12 protein-coding genes and 1 tRNA gene are annotated in these 14,354 nt (G+C 69.9%); 7 read left to right on the top strand and 6 right to left on the bottom strand.

Going from position 1 to position 14,354, the window contains the following annotated elements; translation table 11 throughout:
* Nucleotides 1-51: 51 nt before the first annotated feature.
* Nucleotides 52-1,977: an alkaline phosphatase PhoX gene (locus HUG12_RS03890; protein ID WP_179267512.1), complete on the bottom strand. Its 1,926-nt coding sequence runs from the start codon at nt 1,975-1,977 to the stop codon at nt 52-54.
* 413 nt (nt 1,978-2,390) lie between these two features.
* Here HUG12_RS03890 and HUG12_RS03885 point away from each other — a divergent pair, with 413 nt between their 5' ends.
* From HUG12_RS03885 to HUG12_RS03875, 3 genes are read left to right on the top strand one after another with little or no spacing between them, the layout of a single operon-like run.
* On the top strand, nt 2,391-3,539 hold the full coding sequence (locus tag HUG12_RS03885) for a thiamine ABC transporter substrate-binding protein (protein ID WP_179267511.1): 1,149 nt from the start codon (nt 2,391-2,393) through the stop codon (nt 3,537-3,539).
* Nucleotides 3,500-5,254: an ABC transporter permease gene (locus HUG12_RS03880; RefSeq protein WP_179267510.1), complete on the top strand. Its 1,755-nt coding sequence runs from the start codon at nt 3,500-3,502 to the stop codon at nt 5,252-5,254. The genes HUG12_RS03885 and HUG12_RS03880 overlap by 40 nt, the downstream gene beginning before the upstream one ends.
* Nucleotides 5,247-6,419, top strand: coding sequence for an ABC transporter ATP-binding protein (locus HUG12_RS03875; RefSeq protein ID WP_179267509.1), 1,173 nt, complete (start codon nt 5,247-5,249; stop codon nt 6,417-6,419). Before HUG12_RS03880 ends, HUG12_RS03875 begins: the two co-directional genes overlap by 8 nt.
* A gap of 30 nt (nt 6,420-6,449) precedes the next feature.
* On the opposite strand, the gene HUG12_RS03870 is transcribed toward HUG12_RS03875, so the two are convergent.
* The 3 genes from HUG12_RS03870 to HUG12_RS03860 all read right to left on the bottom strand — a co-directional run bounded on the left by HUG12_RS03870 (nt 6,450) and on the right by HUG12_RS03860 (nt 9,659).
* Nucleotides 6,450-7,802 carry an SGNH/GDSL hydrolase family protein gene (locus HUG12_RS03870; RefSeq protein WP_179267508.1) on the bottom strand — a complete coding sequence of 451 codons (1,353 nt, stop codon included), beginning with the start codon at nt 7,800-7,802 and terminating at the stop codon, nt 6,450-6,452.
* Between the two features lie 114 nt (nt 7,803-7,916).
* Nucleotides 7,917-8,645 carry a class I SAM-dependent methyltransferase gene (locus HUG12_RS03865; RefSeq protein ID WP_179267507.1) on the bottom strand — a complete coding sequence of 243 codons (729 nt, stop codon included), beginning with the start codon at nt 8,643-8,645 and terminating at the stop codon, nt 7,917-7,919.
* A gap of 546 nt (nt 8,646-9,191) precedes the next feature.
* Nucleotides 9,192-9,659 (bottom strand): hypothetical protein, encoded by a 468-nt coding sequence (locus HUG12_RS03860; RefSeq protein WP_179267506.1) that lies wholly within the window; start codon nt 9,657-9,659, stop codon nt 9,192-9,194.
* A gap of 203 nt (nt 9,660-9,862) precedes the next feature.
* Between HUG12_RS03860 and HUG12_RS03855 the strand changes: the two genes are divergently transcribed.
* The 4 genes from HUG12_RS03855 to HUG12_RS03840 all read left to right on the top strand — a co-directional run bounded on the left by HUG12_RS03855 (nt 9,863) and on the right by HUG12_RS03840 (nt 13,493).
* Complete coding sequence (locus HUG12_RS03855) at nt 9,863-12,343, top strand: ATP-dependent DNA helicase (protein WP_179267505.1); 2,481 nt, start codon at nt 9,863-9,865, stop codon at nt 12,341-12,343.
* Nucleotides 12,340-12,828, top strand: a complete 489-nt coding sequence (gene cgi121 / locus HUG12_RS03850) for a KEOPS complex subunit Cgi121 (protein WP_179267504.1) — start codon at nt 12,340-12,342, stop codon at nt 12,826-12,828. Before HUG12_RS03855 ends, cgi121 begins: the two co-directional genes overlap by 4 nt.
* 295 nt (nt 12,829-13,123) lie before the next feature.
* Nucleotides 13,124-13,267 carry a hypothetical protein gene (locus HUG12_RS03845; protein WP_179267503.1) on the top strand — a complete coding sequence of 48 codons (144 nt, stop codon included), beginning with the start codon at nt 13,124-13,126 and terminating at the stop codon, nt 13,265-13,267.
* Between the two features lie 128 nt (nt 13,268-13,395).
* A tRNA-OTHER gene (locus tag HUG12_RS03840) sits at nt 13,396-13,493 on the top strand.
* An 80-nt stretch (nt 13,494-13,573) separates the two neighbouring features.
* Here the strand turns inward: HUG12_RS03840 and HUG12_RS03835 are convergent.
* Entirely contained in the window at nt 13,574-13,990 is a 417-nt protein-coding gene (locus HUG12_RS03835) for a hypothetical protein (RefSeq protein ID WP_246308136.1), read from the bottom strand.
* Nucleotides 13,990-14,331 carry an amphi-Trp domain-containing protein gene (locus HUG12_RS03830; RefSeq protein WP_179267502.1) on the bottom strand — a complete coding sequence of 114 codons (342 nt, stop codon included), beginning with the start codon at nt 14,329-14,331 and terminating at the stop codon, nt 13,990-13,992. The genes HUG12_RS03835 and HUG12_RS03830 overlap by 1 nt, the downstream gene beginning before the upstream one ends.
* Nucleotides 14,332-14,354 lie beyond the last annotated feature (23 nt).

The raw sequence follows: 14,354 nt of genomic DNA, 5'->3' as shown, positions 1-14,354 counted from the left end.
GAAGGGACGTCGGCGGCGTCGGTCGGCGCGACGACGGCCCCGATCGCGGCGTCAGTCGTTTCCGCGACCACGGCCACGGCTCCCGTCAGTCCCCGGATCGTATATCCAGATCATGTTGTTCTCGTGGCCCATGTTTCCGGTGTCCTCGCCGATCACGACGCGACCGTCGTCCATCACCACGATGTTGTCCGGTTCGGCGATCGTCGTCTCCGCGGCGTCGGCGCCCCAGTTCTCCCGCGTGAAGACGGTCTCGATCGCCTCCATCCCCCGACCGACTGCCCCGTCCTCGCTCTCATTGGTCGGGTTGAACTGGCAGTCCCGGCAGACCTCGCTGGCGGAGTCCGGACGGGCGTCCATCGGGCAGCCGCCGCAGATGTTGGCGTTCCGGCCGCCCACCACGACCGGCTCCATCGACCGGACGTCGTAGTCGTGGGCCGCACCGTTCTCGCCCCGCTCTTCGAGCTTCATCCGATAGACTGCGCCCCACTCGTCCCCGTCGAGCCGGATGTCGCCCTCGTCGTCGCCCATCGTGGCGTTCGTGTTCGACATCGCGACGTAGGCGTAGTCCTCGCCCGGCTCCGCGTTCCGGCGGACGTTGATGCCTTCCATCTTGCGGAACTCGGCGGTGGCGCCCACTCGCCGTGCGGCCTGGCGGGACTGGAGGAACGCGACGCGGTCGTCGTCCGCGTTTCCGTTCGCCCAGGCGTCCATCTCGGCCGTGGTGATGTAGCTGTTCGCGTCGTAGGTGTCCTCGCCCTCGACGAAGTCGGCCCGGGTGACGTCGTCGTACTCCTCGATCCACGATTCGATCTCGTCGTCGCTCGCGTGGCCGAGTTCGATCCACTCCAGCGAGAAGCTCACGTCCGCCGGATCGCCGCCGATCGGGCCCTGCTGGGCTACCTTCGCGGCAGAGAGGGTGCCCGAGGAGAGGTCGCCCGGTTCGTCGGCGATGAACTTGTAGAACCCGCGTGCCGTCCCGTCGGAGGTGGCGTAGACGGTTCGTTCGTCGGGCATGACCACCGCGTTCTCGTGGGTCGATCGCCCGATGGCGAACCGTTTCTCGGGCGTCGGATCCTCCTCGGGGTCCGTGATCTCGACGACGTACCCGTACCGGTACGGGTTCGGGTAGTTCTCCTCGAGGTCCTCGTGTCCGAGGTGACGGGCGAGACGCTCCACGTCGTCGTTGCCGGGCTCGTTCCAGACGGGCGTGTCGGGAACGGAGTAGTTCTCTTCGGAGGTGAGCGGAGTCCCCCACGGCGAGACGGTCCCGAAGCAGTTGACCCAGGTCCCCTCGACGTCGGAGAAGTCGACGTTCTCCAGACCGAGCACGTCCCAGCGACCGCTGCCTCGTCGCTTCAGGCGGAGCCGGCTCATGGTCCCCGGGCGGTGCTCCCAGTTGGTGAACAGGTACCCCTCGTCGTCGTCCTCGCTCGACCGGACGAAGCCGTTGAAGTCCGGGTTGATCCGGCCGGTGAGGTACTCGTCGTCCGGCGTGTATACCGACCCGAGCTCCTCCCCGTCGTCCGTCGGATCGCCCCCTCGAGCGAGCGTCTGGTAGCTCCCGAGCGCCGTCCGCACGCGGGCGTCGTATGGCTCGGCGTTCCCGTCGCCGCCGTCGGCGTAATCGTGGTCGTCGCCCTCCGGGATCTGGACGCTCGGGAAGTCCTCGGGGAGGCGGTTCATGTTCACGCCGTTGACCACGCCCACGATACCGGGCTCGTTCTCCCCGTCGAGGTTCGCGTCCGGGTGCTGGACGTTGAAGAAGAACTCCCCCCGCTCCGTAACGAACATGCCCGTGATCTCCGCGCCGATGATCGTCGTCGCGAATCGATTGAGGCTTGCACCCCCCTCGTCGCCGTGTTCGTCGTCCGCGTCGCGCCCGTCGTCCGCGGCCACGGCACCGATGCCGAACTGGCCGCCGAGCGCAAGCAGTGCAGCCGTTTCGACCGTTTCTCGCCGGGATAGTTCAGGACGCATTGCGAGTGAACGAATCACCGAGCGGCACTTGAAGATATTGAAATATTGATATATTTGCACACGGATCGGGGAGGACGTCTCTCGTCGTCAACCGGGGAGGTGGTATCGCTCTATAGCGGAACACCCGTCGAGTCAGCACGGTTTTCGGACCCCCATCTTCGGCTAAGGGATTCGACGGGATCGGGCGATCGAACGGACTCGGTCGGGAGGAATACGGTCCGGAACCCACACAGTCCGGAGGTCACCGAGTTCACTGGAGGAAGGTGTATCACCCTCGGAGCAGTGGTCCGTCGCTTCACGGCCGCAGTCGTGACGGGACGGGACGAACGGCTCGTTCGGTTCGCACCGGCGAAACCGGTCGAATCATCGACGGACCACGCCCGTTAAGTACCACAGAGTGTGACCACCTGGTAATGAACCGAACGAGACGCGAGTTCCTGACGGCCGCGGGGGCCGGCGGCACCGCCCTCCTGGCGGGCTGTCAGGCCGAACCCCTCGACGAGGGAACCGACACCCCCGCCGACGCCGGGACCGAACCGACGGGGACGACGACCGGAACCCCCGAGGGGGCCGACACGCTCGTCGTGGCGACGTACCCGCCGTTCGTCGACGCGCCGAGCACGAGCCCCGGCGCGTGGCTCAAGGAGGAGTTCGAGTCGGAGTTCGACGCGACGCTCGTCTACCAGACGCCCGACAGCGAGCTGAACTACTACCTCGAGCGGGCCATCCAGGGCGTCGAGTTCGAGGCGGACGTGTACGTCGGGCTCGACACCGGACAGCTCATCGACGCGGACGGCCGGCAGGGCGAGGGCGAACTCACCGACCCCCTGTTCGCCGAGGCCGGCGATCTGGAGGGGACCGACCGCCTGCGTGAGGGGCTCCAGTTCGACCCGCGGAACCGGGCGGTGCCGTTCGACACCGGCTACGTCTCGCTCGTCTGGAACGCGACGATGGACGACGGCGAGTTCGCCGCCCCCGAGACGTTCGAGGGGCTGACCGAACCCGAGTACGAGGGGGACCTCATCGCCCAGAACCCCACGAGCGCCGCGACCGGCGAGGCGTTCATGCTCCACACCGTCAAGCAGTACGGGCCGGACGGCTTCCTCGACTACTGGGACCGCCTGCGCGAGAACGGCGTGACCGTGCTGGGGAGCTGGACCGACGCCTACAGCGCCTACGAGAGCGAGGAGGCGCCGATGGTCGTCTCCTACTCCACCGACCAGGTGTACGCGGCGATGGAGGACCAGGACCTCCAGAAGCACCAGGTTCGGTTCCTCAACGACCAGGGATACGCCAACCCCGAGGGGATGGCCCGGTTCGCCGACAGCGACGCGCCGGGGCTCGCGGAGGAGTTCATGTCGTTCATGCTCCGGCCGGAGGTCCAGGCCGGCATCGCCCAGCGCAACGTCGCCTTCCCGGCCATCGACGACGCCCCGCTGCCGGAGGACTACTCGCAGTACGCGATGGAGCCGCCGGAACCGGTCACCTTCACGTACGACGAGTTGCAAGGGAACGTCGACGAATGGACCGACCAGTGGGCGCGGCGCTTCGCCGGCGGGTGAGTCGGGCCGGACGGACCGGCGTCCTCGAACGGCGCGCGCTCCCCCTGCTGGCGGTCGCGACGGCCCTGCTCCTCGTCGCGCTGTTCTACTACCCCGTGGCGACGGTGCTGGTCGAGGCCGTCCGGGAGGAGGGCCGGTTCACGTTCGGGCCGCTCGTCGAGGTGCTGACCGACGAGTTCTACGTCGTCCGCGTGTTCGGCTTTACCGCCTGGCAGGCGTTCCTCTCGACGCTCGCGAGCGTCGCGCTCGGCCTCCCGGGCGCGTGGGTGCTCTCCCGGTTCGAGTTCCGCGGGCGCGAGACGCTGAAGTCGCTGACGATGGTGCCGTTCGTGCTCCCCTCGGTGATGGTCGCGGTCGGCTTCTACGCCACCTTCGGCGCGGGCGGGACGCTCAACGACCTGCTCGGCGCGCTCGGCCTCCGTCGGCTCGACCTGCTCCCGTCGCTCGGCGCGATAATCGTCGCGCACGCCTTCTACAACGCCCCGCTCGTGACCCGCGTGACGACGGCGGCCTGGGAGTCCGTCGACGCGGGCGCCGTCGAGACGGCCCGCTCGCTCGGCGCCTCCCCCTCGCGGGCGTTTCGGGACGTGGTGGTCCCACAGCTCCTCCCGGCGGTGCTGATGGGCGCGACGCTGACGTTCGTGTTCACGTTCGCCTCCTTCCCCATCGTGCTCGCGCTCGGCGGCTTCGAGTACGCGACCGTCGAGGTGTTCGTCTACTCGGCGGTCCGACAGCTCGACTACGCCGAGGCGGCCGCGCTGGCGACCGTCGAATCCGCCGTCTCGCTCACGCTCACGGCGGTGTACCTCCGGTACGAGCGCGAGCAGACCGCCGAGCGCCGGGACGTCCGCCCGCTCGCGCGGGAGCGACTGCTCCCCGAGCGGTGGACCGATGCGACCGCCTGGACGCGCGACCGACTCGCCTCCCGGCTGGCGGTCGCCGGCTACGCCGGGGTAGTGCTGGTCGTGTTCCTCGGGCCCATCGTCAGCATGGTGTACGCGAGTCTGACGGTGGACGGGGGGTTCACCCTCGACGCCTACCGGTTCCTGCTCCGCCGGCAGGTGTCGGGGGCGGCGTTCCAGGTCCGGCCGCTTCCGGCCGTCCTGAACTCGCTGGCGTTCGGCGCCGCGACGCTCGTCGTCGCGCTCCCGATGGGCGTCTCGATGGGCGTGCTCACCACGCGACGGTTCCGCGGCCGGGTGCTCGTCGACGCGCTGTCGATGGCGCCGCTGGCCGTGTCGGGCATCGTCGTCGGCCTCGGCCTGCTCCGGGGGCTGGTGTTCGGCGTCGAGGCGTTCGGCTACCGGTTCACGGCCTCGGGCCCGGCGGCCATCGTCGCCGCCCACGCCGTCGCGGCCTACCCGTTCGTCGTCCGGAACGTCTCGCCGGGGCTGGACGGCCTCGACCGGACGCTCGTCGAGTCGGCCCGCTCGCTCGGCGCCTCGCGGGTCCGCGCGCTGCTGGACGTCGAACTGCCGCTGGTCTGGCCGGGGGTCGTCGCGGGCGCGGCGTTCGCGTTCGCCATCAGCGTCGGCGAGTTCGACGCGACGGTCATCCTCGCCGAGGGCGGCGACGTGTACACGATGCCGGTCGCCGTGGAGCGGTTCATCGGCCGACGGCTCGGCCCCGCGACCGCGATGGGCACGGTGCTGCTCGCGGTGACGGCCGCCTCGTTCGTCGTCATCGAGCGCGTCGGAGGTGGGTTCCGTGGCTGAGGAGGGGTCCCGGGCCGGCGGGCGCCCGGACGGCGACGGACGGCCCGGTCGCGGCACGCGCGCCGCGGCCGACGTCCGCCTGGAGGACCTCAGGGTCGAGTACGGCTCGACGACCGCGCTCGACGGCGTCGACCTCCACGTGGAGCCGGGCGAGTTCTTCACGCTCGTCGGGCCGTCGGGCTGCGGGAAGACGACCACCCTGCGCGCGGTCGCCGGGTTCGAGTCGCCCACGGGCGGATCGGTCGCCATCGGCGGCGAGCCGATGCGCGGGGTCCCGCCGGAGGCGCGCGGGGTCGGCGTCGTCTTCCAGAACTACGCGCTGTTCCCGCACATGACCGTCGCGGAGAACGTCGGCTACGGCCTGCGCTTCGCTGACCCGCCCGGGGGCGCGAGCCGCGAGGAGCGCGTCGCCGAACTGCTGGACCTGGTCGACCTCCCCGGGTTCGGGGAGCGAGACCCGTCGACGCTGTCGGGCGGCCAGCGCCAGCGCGTCTCGCTCGCCAGGGCGCTCGCGCCCGGCCCACGCCTGCTGCTGCTCGACGAGCCGATGTCCGCGCTGGACGCCCGCCTGCGCGAGCGCCTCCGGGTGCAGGTCCGCGAGATCCAGCGGGAACTCGCGATCACGACCGTCTACGTCACCCACGACCAGGAGGAGGCGCTCGCCGTCTCCGACCGCGTCGCGGTGATGAACGACGGCGGGGTCGAGCAGGTCGGGGCTCCCCGGGACGTGTACCGGCAGCCCGCGACCCGGTTCGTCGCGGAGTTCCTCGGCGACAACAACGTGTTCTCGGGCGAGGTGCTCGCCGTCGACGACGGGCGGGCGACCGTCGACGTGGCCGGCCGCGACCTCGTCGTCGCCGACGGGTCGCTCTCGGTCGGCGACCGCGCGGTCGTCAGCGTCCGCCCGGAACGCCTCCGTGCCGTGGACGCCGGGAGCGACCGGGCCACTGCGGACGTCCTGGACGCCACGGACGCCGCGGCCGCCGCCGACGCCGGGAACCGCCTGGCCGTGACGGTCCGCAGCGCGGAGTTCCTCGGCGACGCCACCCGCCTCCACTGCGACTGGGACGGGACGCGGCTCACGGCGCTGACCGACCGGAACCTGTCGGGCGCCGTGACCCTCGGGTTCGACCCCGCGGACGCGTACGTCGTCGGCGTCGAGTGAGGCGGATCGTCGCCGCCGCGTCGCCCGATCCTACCCGTCCTCCTCGTCGTCGAGGTCCCGGAACAGGTCGAGATCGACCGCCTCGGCCATCGCCCGGTAGCCGTCGTCGTTCGGGTGGAGGTGGTCCCCGCTGTCGTACGCCGGCCGGAGGCGCCGGGGGTCGTCGGGGTCGCGGATCGCTTCGTCGAAGTCGACCACCCCGTCGAACGCGCCGCCCGTCCGGACGAACTCGTTGACCGTCCGGCGTACCCGCTCGCCCCCCGCGGTGTAGTACGACGCCCCCCGGAACGGCGTGAGCGTCCCGCCGACGACGCGCACCCCGTTCCCGTGGGCCCCCTCGACGATCCGTTCCATCCCCGAGACGAGGTCGTCGACGGTCACGTCCGCGGCCCGTTTTCGCGCGGCGTACCCGACGTCGTTGATCCCCGCGAGGAGGACCACGTCGGTCACGCCGGGCCGTGCGAGGACGTCGTCCTCGAAGCGCTCGACCGCGGCGGAGCCACAGCAGGAGGTGTCGTCGAGGAGTCGGTTCCCGCCGATGCCGGCGTTGAGCAAGGACCGCCGGACGCCCGGGTCGCCGTTGACCCGTTCGGCGAGGCGGTCGGGGTACGTGGCGTTCGCGTCGAGCGAGGAGCCGACGCCGTCGGTGATCGAGTCGCCGAGACAGACGATCGACCCGCCGACGTCGGGGGCGGGGTCGACGACGTCGAGCCCCTCCAGGAGGAACCACGACGCCGTGACGTCCGACTCGCCCGCCGGCGGGGAAGAGAACGCGGAGCCGTCGGCGTCGTCGACGCGGTTGCCGGCGGCGAGATAGGTGGTCCTGCGGGCGTCCTCGTGGGTCGTCGGCGGCCCGGTCGGAGCCGCCGCGTAGAGGCTCACGGCGACGTCCCGTTCGGGTCCCACCTCCAGCGGGACCGGGTCGCTGTACGCGCGCTCGCCCGGTCGGATCGTGACCGAACCGTCGCCGTCGAACGGCACCGGGCGGGTCCCCCCGCGGACGGTCCGCGAGTCCGCGTCCCAGATCCCGACCGAGGCGTCGTCGATCGTGAGGCTCCCCCGGCCGTACGCGTTCGTGAACCGCACCCGAACGCCGGCGCCGCCGACGCTGGTCCGGACGACGTTCCTGATCGTCCGGTCGCGGAACCCCCTGACGTGACCCGCGTCGTCCGTCGGCTGCTGGGGGCTCGCCGCCCACGTCCCGATTGTGCCCCCCTCGTCCGCGTCCTCGTCGTCGGTCGGATCCGCGTCCCCGGCCGGGACGCCGGCCGCGAGGCCCGGGCCGCTCAGCGCGACCCCGGTCAGGACGCCGCCCGCCCGCAGCACGTCGCGCCGCGACCGCTCGCCGGTGCTCCGGTCGGACCCGTCGCGGTCCTCGTCCATCGACGAGGGTACCGACGGCGACCGGCGATATATTCCTTGACGTGGTCGGTGCAGGGTCGCGGCGCGCGTCGCCGACCGTCGGCGGGTCCCGATCGTCGGCGAGGGCGTCGGCCGTCAGCGGGCCACGCCGACCGTCAACAGCGTGCCGTAGGTCCGGTAGCGCTCGACCATCGCCTCGCGCGACTCCCAGTTCTCCGTCGGGAACTCCCCGGCCGGCGGGATCTCCACCTCGCGGTCCGGGACGTTGTCCTGGGTCGCGATCGCCAGCCCCGCCTCGCGGAACGCCTCGCGGTACTGCTCGGCGTCCCAGCGGGTCATCTCGACGGAGATGTTCCCCTGCCAGGCGTGGCTGTGGACGTTCTCCTCGTAGTAGTTCACCGCGCAGTGGAACGTCCCGCCCGGCCGCAGCACGCGGGCGACCTCGCGGAGCGTCTCGTGGGGGTCCGCCGAGTAGTAGAACGCCTCCATCGTGAACGCGTGGTCGACGGAGTCGTCCGCGAACGGGAGGTGGCCGAAGTCGCCGACGACGAAGCCGAAATCGGTGGCCGAGGCGGCTCCGGTTTCTCCGCCGAGGTCCGTGGCCGGGTCCGCCTCGCGGGAGTACTCGCGGGCGTTCCGGGCCATCTCGGGCGAGCCGTCGAGGCCGTAGCCGCGGCCGATCCCCTTCGTGTCCGCCAGCGCGCGGAGCGCGTAGCCGCTCCCGGTGCCCAGGTCGAGCACCGTCTCGCCCGGTTCCACGGGCATCCGGGCGAGCACGTGCTTGGCCGTGTGCCAGTGGCGCTCCTCCATCCCCCTGTCGCGGCCGTCGGCCGCCCACGCGTCGAACTCCTCGCGGACGCTCATGGGCTATCGGAGCGGCCGCGCGACCGTAAACCGCCCGGTGACGGGCGGGCGGGACGCGAGGGGAATCGACCGCTCCGAGCCCTCGGAACCCGAACCCGGGCGGGGTCGGCCGTCCCGGCGTGATCTCCCTGCAAACGCCGTGGCCGGATTTTTCGGGGGGATGTCACGCGGAGAACCGGCCGATCGGCGCGCGCGACGCGAGCCCCCTCGTGGGGCGAGCATACGCGCGCGAGGGACGAGCACCGGAGCGTGAACGAGCGAAGCGAGTGAACGCGAGGAGCGCAGGAGGCTGGGGAGGGTGAGGTGCGGTGCTGTCGGGTGGGACTGAAAGGGGCCGCGGCTGTCGGCGACGGCGCGGACCGCCAAGCACCGCAGCGGGAACGAGCAGAGCGAGTGAACGCAAGGAGCGCAGCGGCCGCACCGAGCCGACAGCCGCGGGGGCTTTCGCGGTTTGCACTACGGTGCTGTACCACTCCAATGAAAAACTGAAGTCGGTGACCAAGCAGACGGAAGGGTGAGGCGATTCAGGGGAATTCCGAACGTGAATCAAGAGATTTTGATTTTTTGATTAATTCGATCATACCTCGCGTCCATCAAAGCAATTATGAGCAGGACAACGATAGCGACGATCTTGTAGCCAAGGGTGGCGAATTCAACCTCCCAACCTATCAAGTGAGCACCGGCAATTGAGATTCCGGCTACAGTAGTGAGAGAGACGACTTCCAAAATCACAGCAAAGGAAACAACGGTGACTGCTACCGCTCCCTTGAGGGCCATTTCAGACCGCCAGATCGACTGACCGGAGTCGTCTACTCCCTGTTCGATAGGATGGAAGAGGCAGTTACAGAACGTATCGAAGGGCTTCTGGAAAGTCTCTTGCGGCAACGGTTCACCGCCTATCTTTCGAAAGATCTCATTGGATACCTGGAGAATAGGATACGCAATGAGAGACAAACCCAGCCCTAATTGGAGGTAATTCCATATCGTCCTTGCTAACAGTCCCAGCTCACTCAAATCCACCTCTGTCAGAATTTGGTAATTAATTGTCCCTATTTCTACTTAAAACCTGCAGAGGTGTTGGACAGTTGAATTCTGAGTCTCAAGACCCGTAGGCGCTTTGTTGACCGAGCAAACCAGATTACAAAACCACCCCAAACGAGAATCACTTCCGCTCCGGGTCCGACAGTTTAAACCACGGAACGGCGCTAGAACACCCAATGAAGCCATCCGACCTCTCGACCCTCCCGCCGGGCGTCCCCGAGGCGCTGGAGGACGAGGGGGTCGAGGAGCTCTACCCGCCCCAGGCCGAGGCGGTGGAGGCCGGCGTCGCCGACGGCGAGTCCGTCGTCGCCTCCGTCCCCACGGCGTCGGGCAAGACGTTGATCGCCGAACTGGCGATGCTGTCGGCGGTCCAGCGCGGCGGGAAGGCGCTCTACATCGTCCCGCTGCGGGCGCTCGCCTCCGAGAAGAAGGCCGAGTTCGAGCGCTGGGAGGAGTTCGGCGTCGACGTGGGCGTGTCGACGGGCAACTACGAGTCCGACGGCGAGTGGCTGGCCTCCCGCGACGTCATCGTCGCCACCTCCGAGAAGGTCGACTCGCTGGTGCGCAACGGCGCCGCGTGGGTCGACGACCTCACCTGCGTCGTCTCGGACGAGGTCCACCTCGTGGACGACTCCCACCGGGGACCGACGCTGGAGGTCACGCTGGCGAAGCTCCGCCGGGTCAACCCCGGCCTGCAGGTCGTCGCGCTCTCGGCGACGGTCGGCAACGCCGACGAGGTGGCCGACTGGCTCGATGCCGACCTCGTCCAGTCCGACTGGCGCCCGATCGACCTGAAGACCGGGGTCCACTACGGCAACGCCGTCAACTTCGACGACGGGAGCCAGCGCGAGGTGCCCGTCGGGACCGGCGAGAAGCAGACCGAGTCGCTCGTCGCCGACGCGCTCGACGAGCGCATCGACGGGCAGGGCGGCTCCTCGCTCGTGTTCGTCAACTCCCGCCGAAACGCCGAGGGCGCCGCCAAGCGCATGGCCGAGGTGACGAGCCGACGGCTCGACGCCGGCGAGAAGAACGACCTCCGGGAACTCGCCGCGGAGATCCGGGACGTCTCCGACGCCGACACGAGCGAGGACCTCGCGCGCTGCGTGGAGAAGGGCGCCGCGTTCCACCACGCGGGGCTCGCCTCGGAGCACCGGTCGCTCGTCGAGGACGCCTTCCGGGACCGGCTGGTCAAGTGCATCTGCGCGACGCCGACGCTCGCGGCCGGGGTGAACACGCCAGCCCGCAGGGTGATCGTCCGCGACTGGAAGCGCTACGACGGCGAGTTCGGCGGCATGAAACCGCTCGACACCCTGGAGGTCCACCAGATGATGGGCCGGGCGGGCCGGCCGGGGCTCGACCCCTACGGCGAGGCCATCCTGCTCGCGAAGGACCGCGACACGATGGACGAACTGTTCGAGCGCTACCTCTGGGCCGAACCCGAGGCCGTCAGGTCGAAGCTCGCCGCCGAACCCGCGCTCCGCACCCACGTGCTCGCGACGGTCGCCTCCGGGTTCGCCACGTCCCGCGAGGGGCTGCTCGACTTCCTCGACCGGACGCTGTACGCCAGCCAGACCGACGACGACGCCCGGCTGGCGGAGGTGACCGACAGGGTGCTGGAGTATCTCGAGGTCAACGGGTTCCTCGACCGCGAGGGCGGGAGCCTGACCGCGACCGGCATCGGCCACACCGTCTCGCGGCTCTACCTCGACCCGATGTCGGCCGCCGAGATCATCGACGGGCTGGAGGCCGCCGAGGCGGACGCGGAGTCGCTTCGGCAGTCGCCCGCGGATCGCCAGTCCGGCGGCCGGGACGCGGAGGGCGTCGACGCCGGCGTCACGGCGGGGGAAACGGGGTTCGTCACGGGCAACGAACTCGCGGCGTCGTCCGGGGCGGACGGCGGCGGGGACGGCAGAGGCGGCGAAGACGCGGGCGACGGGAGCGGGAGGGCCGGGGGAGCCGGGGGGACCGAGCGGACGGTCACGCCGCTCGGCCTCTACCACCTCGTCTCGCGCACCCCCGACATGTACCAGCTCTACCTGAAGTCGGGCGACAGGGAGACGTACGAGGAGGAGTTCTACGAGCGCGAGGGGGAGTTCCTGGGCCACGCGCCCTCGGAGTTCGAGGACGTCGCCTTCGAGGAGTGGCTCTCCGCGCTCAAGACCGCTCGCCTGCTCGAGGACTGGGCGTCCGAACTCGACGAGGACCGCATCGCCGAGCGCTACGGCGTCGGCCCGGGCGACATCCACGGCAAGGTCGACACCGCCGAGTGGCTGCTGGGCGCGGCCGAACGGCTCTCGGCGGAACTCGACCTCGACTCCACCATCGCGGTCCGCGAGGCCAGAAAGCGCGTCGAGTACGGCGTCGGGGAGGAACTGCTGGACCTCGCGGGCGTCCGCGGCCTGGGACGCAAGCGCGCTCGACGGCTCCACGAGGCGGGAATCGAGACGAGGGCGGACCTGCGCGAGGCGGACAAGCCGGTCGTGCTCGGCGCCCTGCGGGGGCGGCGGCGGACCGCCGAGCGAGTGCTGGAGAACGTCGGCCGAAAGGACCCCTCGATGGACGGCGTGCGCAAGGACGCCGGCGCCTCGGCGGCCGCGACCGCCGCCGTGGAGGGGGACGACGAGGGCGGCCAGGCGACGTTCGGTGATTTCTCGTGAACCTCGTCGAGGGGGTCGCCCGGATCGACGACCTCGATTCGTTCCTCGGCGACCTCGACGGGATCGCCGACGCGACGGGCGCCACCGTCCAGGCGTTCGACGCCCGCTACGTCGTCGACCGCGAGCACCTCGAACGGGCCGTCGAACTGGCCGACCGGGCGTTCGAGCGCGGGGAGAACGTCGCGCGGGACCGCGGCGTCGAGATCCTGCTCTACGCCGCCGGTCGCCGGCAGATCAACCGGGCGCTCGCGATGGGCGTGAGCGAGGGCGAAGCGTCGGTCGTCGCGGTCTGTGTCGGCGGCGAGGAGGACGCGGCGACGGTGCGGGTCGACGAGTTGCTGGACCCGGCCGGGACGCTCGGCGGCTACGACGAGACGCTGGTCCGGGAGTTCTTCGACGTGACCGATCGGGAACTGGCCGCGACGGCGGGGACGCTGTCCGACGTCGTTCACGAGCGGGTCGCGCTGCTGGACGTCGAGAAGTGATCCCCCGTTCGTTCGGTCCCCGGGAGCGAGCGTCGGGGGATCCGAACCCCGTCGTCCGGCGTCGGACGTCCGTCCGACACACCCCCTCGTTTCCTGTGGAGAGGGCTATACGTGAGTTCGGTAACCGTTTCAGTCGAAACGTCGGTCCTCGAACCGGACTGGCGATCGACCCGTCGTCGTCGTCGTCACGCTCCGTCGCGGGTGACGTGTCCACGGCCGATCCCACGGTCGAAGCCTCGTTAGGCAGTGCTAAACCGTCGGCACGCCGGCAGGATGGGACCGTCGACGGCCGTCGGTGGACGACTCACGGCCTCGGACACGGCGATTAAAGGGCGATGAGGCGGAACGTGTCGACATGGATCGACAGCAGGTGCTCGCCATCGTCCTCGTCGTGCTGATGGTGTTCTCGTCGCTCGCCTACGCCGTCACGCTGTTCTGAGGACGCGTCGCGTGACCCAAATCGGGGGTGAGACGCGAGCGCCGACCGACTCGGCCGTTCGTACGACGCGGGAGGGGGTATGCGGGGCGTTACTAATCGTCTCCCCGTGAGTGGTACGTACGCAGTCTGGTAGGGTAGCTCGTTGGCAAGAGCACCACCCGTCCGAAGGAGGTGGAGGCTGGTGAGAACCCGCCGGCCCCGTGTGGTTCGAATCCCACCCCTACCGTTTTTGGTCGCCGTCGGACGGCGGGCGCCGGGAGCCTCCCGGCGAGCGTTCGACCCTCGAGAGGGGAAGGGAGAGGGCGACTACGTAGCCGGGACGCCCAGCGCGTCGGGCGTGACGACGCCGAGTTGGGAGAGCGCGAAGAGGATGAGAACGGCGACGACCCAGGCGACGAGCCCGATCCCGAACGCCGTCCCCCAGCCGCCGGGGTACTGCCAGTTGATGACGCCGATCCACGCGACGAGCATGAGAAGCGGACCGAGGAGGGGGATCCAGCCGAGGAACAGCCCCACCAAGGTGTACGCGATCGCCCCGATCAGGGCCGTTACGGTGGCCCGACGGAAGCCGGTGTCGCGGTCGATCAGCAGCTGTGCCCCGATGTGGATCGCCGCCGCCCCGACGATGAGGCTGACGAGGAAGACGAAGACGGCGCTGACGATCCCTTCCGAACTGACGTCGACCTGCAGGAGCGCGTTGACCACCCCGTTGAAACCCGCCATCATCGGCCCACGTCGTCGGTTTCCGACCTGGACGTCGAATCCCGACCCGGTTCCGCATCCCGCGCGGGCGCCGAGCCGGTGTCGGATTCGGCGGTGTCCTCGACCGGGTTCCACTTGAACTTGAGCACCATCTCCTCGGTGTCCTTCCGGAGTCGACGGGAGCGTTCGGTCACCGTCGCCTCCGATTCGATGCTGTCGGAGGGCGACAGGTGCACCGCCTTGTTTCCGACCGGAACCCGAACGCTCCCGCTTCCCGAGCCCAGTTCGTCGGCGATCGACCGCAGGTAGTCGGCCATCTCCTCCCGGGTCATCTCGGTGCTGTGGGTGGTCGTTTCGGCCATGGTTGCGTTCTTCACCCTTCGGG

It is taken from the genome of Halorarum salinum (assembly GCF_013402875.1).
Lineage (GTDB): Archaea > Halobacteriota > Halobacteria > Halobacteriales > Haloferacaceae > Halorarum > Halorarum salinum.
This window is presented reverse-complemented; position numbering and strand designations above follow the sequence as displayed.

Coding starts and splice junctions, on each gene's coding strand:
- HUG12_RS03835 (WP_246308136.1), bottom strand. CDS start 13,990: ATGGCGGGTTTCAACGGGGTGGTCAACGCGCTCCTGCAGGTCGACGTC.
- HUG12_RS03855 (WP_179267505.1), top strand. CDS start 9,863: ATGAAGCCATCCGACCTCTCGACCCTCCCGCCGGGCGTCCCCGAGGCG.
- HUG12_RS03865 (WP_179267507.1), bottom strand. CDS start 8,645: ATGAGCGTCCGCGAGGAGTTCGACGCGTGGGCGGCCGACGGCCGCGAC.
- HUG12_RS03830 (WP_179267502.1), bottom strand. CDS start 14,331: ATGGCCGAAACGACCACCCACAGCACCGAGATGACCCGGGAGGAGATG.
- HUG12_RS03890 (WP_179267512.1), bottom strand. CDS start 1,977: ATGCGTCCTGAACTATCCCGGCGAGAAACGGTCGAAACGGCTGCACTG.
- HUG12_RS03870 (WP_179267508.1), bottom strand. CDS start 7,802: ATGGACGAGGACCGCGACGGGTCCGACCGGAGCACCGGCGAGCGGTCG.
- HUG12_RS03885 (WP_179267511.1), top strand. CDS start 2,391: ATGAACCGAACGAGACGCGAGTTCCTGACGGCCGCGGGGGCCGGCGGC.
- HUG12_RS03880 (WP_179267510.1), top strand. CDS start 3,500: ATGGACCGACCAGTGGGCGCGGCGCTTCGCCGGCGGGTGAGTCGGGCC.